Annotated in this window: 2 protein-coding genes; one reads left to right on the top strand and one right to left on the bottom strand. The window is 76.8% G+C overall.

What is annotated here, in order from left to right:
- Window positions 1-261: 261 nt before the first annotated feature.
- Window positions 262-3,360, bottom strand: a complete 3,099-nt coding sequence (locus tag ACSNN9_RS27945) for a BTAD domain-containing putative transcriptional regulator (RefSeq protein ID WP_436676298.1) — start codon at window positions 3,358-3,360, stop codon at window positions 262-264.
- Between the two features lie 262 nt (window positions 3,361-3,622).
- Here ACSNN9_RS27945 and ACSNN9_RS27940 point away from each other — a divergent pair.
- Window positions 3,623-4,199: AfsR/SARP family transcriptional regulator (locus ACSNN9_RS27940; RefSeq protein ID WP_436676296.1), on the top strand; the 577-nt coding region annotated here is incomplete at its 3' end.

The raw sequence follows: 4,199 nt of genomic DNA, 5'->3' as shown, positions 1-4,199 counted from the left end.
CCCGGCGCAGGGATCAAGCCTGACCGCCCGGAGCCGGGTACGGCGGGCCACACCCCCACCACGACGGACCCGCAACCCACCCGACGCCACCCACCACAACGACCGCGTCGGGGTGGTTGACGATCGTGCAGTGGCTACGCGGACGGTGCGGTGGCGGTGCGGGTGGTTGCGGCGCAAAACCGCGCCGGCGACGCCCCGCAGCACCCGGCGACGCCGCACGACCACCCGGCGAAGAACGCCCCAAGGAGACGAGCGCCCGCCTCAGCACGCCTCGCGCAGCAGCGGTTCCCTCTCCTCCTCGGCGACGCCGAGAGCCTCCCGGACCTGCCGGGCCAGCAGGTGGTGCTGGGCGTCCCGGGCGATGGCCTCGCCGAGGCGGGCGTGGTGCGCCGCCTCCGCGAGCCGTCCGGCCGCCCGGTGCGCCGAGACGAGCCCGATGAGGGCGCAGACCTCGCCGCGCCGGTAGCCGATCTCCCGGCTGAGCCGCAGGGCCTCGTGCAGGAGCGCGATCGCCGGCCCCGGGCCCTGCAGGCCCAACGCGATCAGCCCGTGCGTGCTCAGCGACTCCGCCTCGACGCGACGCCTGCCGATCGCGCGCGCGATGCTCAGGCACTCGTCGGCGAGGCGGAGCGCCTTCGCGTGGTAGCCGAGCTCGACGTAGGCGGCGGCGAGCTGGTCGAGGTCGGTGGCGACTCCGTAGAGGTTGCGCAGCTTCCGACGGATCACCACGGCACGGGTCAGGTGCACCACCGCCAGGGCGGGCCGGCCGAGCGCCCGGAGCCCGACGGCGAGGTTGTGCAGGGCGTTGGCGACGTCGTTGGTCGGCTGGTCGGGCCCGGCGAGGGCGGCGAACCCCGTCAGGGCCGTGTGCTGGGCGCGGAGCGCCTCGCCCACCTGGTCGAGTTCGAGCTGCACCACGCCGAGGTTGCCCAGGCAGCTCCACTCGGCGTGCCGGTTGCCCAGCTCCCGGTAGAGGCGGAGGGCGTCCGCGTAGCACCTGCCCGCCTCGGCGAGGTCGCCCTCCTCGCGGTGCACGACGCCGAGGTTGTTGAGGATGGACGCCTGCCCGGCCCGGTTGCCCAGCCGGCGCTGGAGCACCAGCGCGGTGGCGAACCGCCGTCGGGCGTCGGGGTAGTCGGCGCGGCTGGCGCTGAGCGTGGCCAGGCTCAGCTCCATCGCGGCGACGCCGTGGTCGTCGCCCTCCCGGCGCGCCTGGTCCAGGCCCAGTTCGACGACCATGCGCCACTCGCCGTGGGCCCCCGTCTCCTGCAGGTGGCCGCGCATCCGGTCGGCCAGCTGCCAGGCGAGCCCGGGCGGGCCGTGCTGCGCCGAGTGGCGGATGGCGGCGAGCAGGTTGGCATACTCGGTGTGGAACCACTGCGGGGACTCGGCTTCGTCCGGCGCGTCGGCGACCCGGGTGAGGGTGGCGGGCAGTGGCAGGAAGGTCATCCGCGGGTAGGCACGACGGGCGAGGGCGTCGGCGGTGGCCAGGTAGGAACCGAAGAGCCGGGCGAGGGCGGCGGCGCGCTGCTCGTCGCTGTCCTCCGTGCGGGACCGTTCGGCCGCGTAGAGCCTGATCAGGTCGTGGGTGACGTACCAGCCGCAGTGTCCGGGGCGCACCAGGTGGCCGGCGGCCAGGGTGCGCAGGAGACCGTCGGCGTCGGCCCAGCCCGCGTCCAGCAGCGCCGCCACCTCCGCCGTGGTGAAGCAGTCCACCGGCGCCGACGCCAGCAGCCGCAGCGCGCGCCGCTCCGGTGCGCCGAGCCGCCGGTAGGACGGCTCGATCGCGGTACGCAGCGCGACCTCCGGGTCGCCCGGCACCGACAGGCCGCCGAGCCGGTCCCCGTGGCGCAGTCGCCGTACGTAGCCGGTCGCGTCGGACGGGCCCGCCGTGGCCAGGTTGGCCGCCGCGATCCGCAGCGCGAGCGGAAGGTGGCCGCACAGCGCGGCCAGCTCGTCCACGACGCCCGGCGCGACGGTGATCGCGTGCTCCCGGAACACCGACGTCAGCAGGGCTGCGGCGTCGGCCGGGGTGAGCGGGTCGAGGCTGACCGCCCGCCCGCCGTGCAGGGCCACGAGACCGCCGAGCGTGCTGCGGCTGGTGACGATCACCGCGCAGCTCGCCGTGCCGGGCAGCAGTGGCGCGACCTGCTCGGCCGATGCGGCGTCGTCGAGGACGAGCAGCACCCGCCGTTCGGCGAGGGCGGCCCGCAGCGCCGCGGCGCGGGCGTCGATCGTCGCCGGTTGGGCGGAGCCGCGTACGCCGGCGTTGGTGAGCAGTTCGGCGAGGACGTCCGCCGGCCGGGCCGGGTCCACCTGCTGCCCACGCAGCCGCACGAACCACTGACCGTCGGGGAAGCGGTCGCCGAGGCGGTGACCGACGTGGACCGCCAGGGCGGTCTTGCCGACGCCCGGCGCCCCCGAGACGGACACCAGCGGCAGGCGCCCCGCGGCGGCCGCCGCCGCGATGGACGCCTCGACGGCCGCCACCACGTCGGCGCGGCCGTGCAGCGTGCCGGGATCGGCGGGAAGCTGGAACATCGGGTTGGCCGGCGGCGCGGGGGCGGGCGCGGGTCGCGTCACCGTCGCGGCGGACGGGGGCGGTTGCCAGCGCAGCTCCGGATCCGAGCGGAGGATGCCCGTGCGCAGGTCCCGCAGCGCGGGCCCCGGGTCCAGACCCAGCTCCTCGGCGAGGATCGTGGCCAACCGCTGGTAGGCGTCGAGGGCCTCGGCCTGCCGGCCGCTGCGGTAGAGGGCGAGCATCAGCTGCGCCCAGAACCGCTCCCGCAGCGGGCTGCGCCGGGCCGCCCCCCGCAGCTGCGTGACGATCTCGGCGTGGCGGCCCAGGGCGAGTTCGGCGTCGAAGTAGGTCTCCGCCGCGCGCTCCCACCGCTCGGTCAGCGCCGGCACGTCCTCGCGGTGCAGCACCTCGGACACGACGTCGGCCAGCGGCTCGCCGCGCCACAGCGCGAGGGCCCCGCGCAGCAGGTCGGCGCGCCGCCCCGGATCGTCGGTCCGGTTCGCGGCGGCCAGCAGGGCGTCGAACCGGCCCAGGTCGAGGGCGTCCGGTGGCAACTCGACGAGGTAGCCGTTGGCGCGGGTGACGATCAGCTCGCTCTGGTGGTCGTCACCGACCAGGCCACGGCGCAGCCGCCCGACCAGGGAGTGCAGGGAGGCCTTGGCGTGGGCGGGTACCTCGGCGCCCCAGACCCGGTCGACGAGCGCGGGGACGCTCACCGTCTCGCCCCGGTTGAGCAGCAGCGTGGCCAGCAACGCCCGCTGCCGGTTGGCCGGGACGGGTGTCGCGCGCCCGTGCCGGCTCACGCGCAGCGCGCCGAGCACGCCGAAATCCCACTCCACGACAGCCCCCTGTGCCGCGCCGGCCGCGCCCCGTGACGTCGACCGAGAGCGACGGTAACACGACACTCCGACACGACCGTCCCTTCGCGACGCCGGGCGGTCGTCGCCGACGGCGCGGGTGGCGAAGGCCGGTGACCCGCCGCCCGGCCGCCGGGCAGGCGTGTCCGGGCCACGCGGCCGGCCCGTGGAACCGACGGCAGCGCGACGACAGCGGATCGGCGGCGGCCGGTGCGACGGTGCCCCCGACAGTGAGGAGGGGCGGGTGACGCACGTGGACTTCCGCGTCCTGGGGCCGATCGAGGCCGTCCGGGCGGAGCGAGCGCTGCCGCTGGCCGGCACGCACCAGCGGACGGTGCTGGCCGCGCTGCTGCTCGCGCGGGGCCGGGTGGTCAGCGTGGACCGGCTGGTGCGCCTGCTGTGGAGCGAGCGACCGCCGGTGACGGCGCGTACCCAGGTGCGCAAGGGGATCTCGGGCCTGCGCGCCGCGCTCGGCGCCGACCGGGTCCGGTCGTGGCGCGACGGGTACGCCGTGCGGCTGGAGGCCGGCGAGCTGGACCTCGACCGGTTCCAGCACGAGGTGGGACGGGCCGCGGCGCTCCTCGGCGCGGGTCGGCCGGCCGAGGCGTCGACGGTGCTGCGGCGGGCCGAGGCGCTGTGGCGGGGGCCGGCCCTCGCCGACGGCAGCGCCGAACTGCTGCGCTCGGAGGCGCCGCACCTGGAGGAGGCGCGGCTCGCGGCGGTCGTCGAGCGGCTCGGGGCGGATCTCGACCTCGGCCGCCACGAGCAGGTGGTCGGCGAGCTGACCGGGCTGGTGCGACGGTATCCACTGCGGGAGCGGC

Source organism: Micromonospora sp. URMC 107 (genome assembly GCF_051386315.1).
GTDB lineage: Bacteria > Actinomycetota > Actinomycetes > Mycobacteriales > Micromonosporaceae > Micromonospora.
This window is presented reverse-complemented; position numbering and strand designations above follow the sequence as displayed.